The organism is Salicola sp. AFF1, assembly GCF_056783195.1.
This window is the reverse complement of record NZ_JBXAYL010000190.1, coordinates 1-259: the sequence shown is the minus strand read 5'-3', so window position 1 is coordinate 259 and position 259 is coordinate 1. Positions and strand designations below refer to the sequence as shown.

1 protein-coding gene is annotated in these 259 nt (G+C 70.3%); it reads left to right on the top strand.

The features are described from left to right. A partial coding sequence (locus tag AC1RQI_RS17295) for a hypothetical protein (RefSeq protein ID WP_481905844.1) occupies positions 1 to 214 on the top strand: 214 nt, incomplete at its 5' end. Positions 215 to 259 lie beyond the last annotated feature (45 nt).

Here is a 259-nt window from a genome sequence, read left to right as displayed (position 1 = left end):
AGGGCCGCTGGAGCTGCCTGACGGCAGCTGGATCGTCCGTTGCCTCGACCCGCAGGGCGCTACCTTCGCCCTTCAGGGCGCGCGCAGCGAGGACGGCATCGCGAAAGCCGGCCCTGCAGAATATCGCTGGACCACCAGTTGGGACGGTATCTCGTCAAAAGGCCGGTGGCGGAGCGACCCGCCGACCGGCAAGCGTCGAACGCCTCGGAAGTGACGAACAGCGTCACCCGGCCTTGGCGGCCGGCGCCGCGGGCTTCGG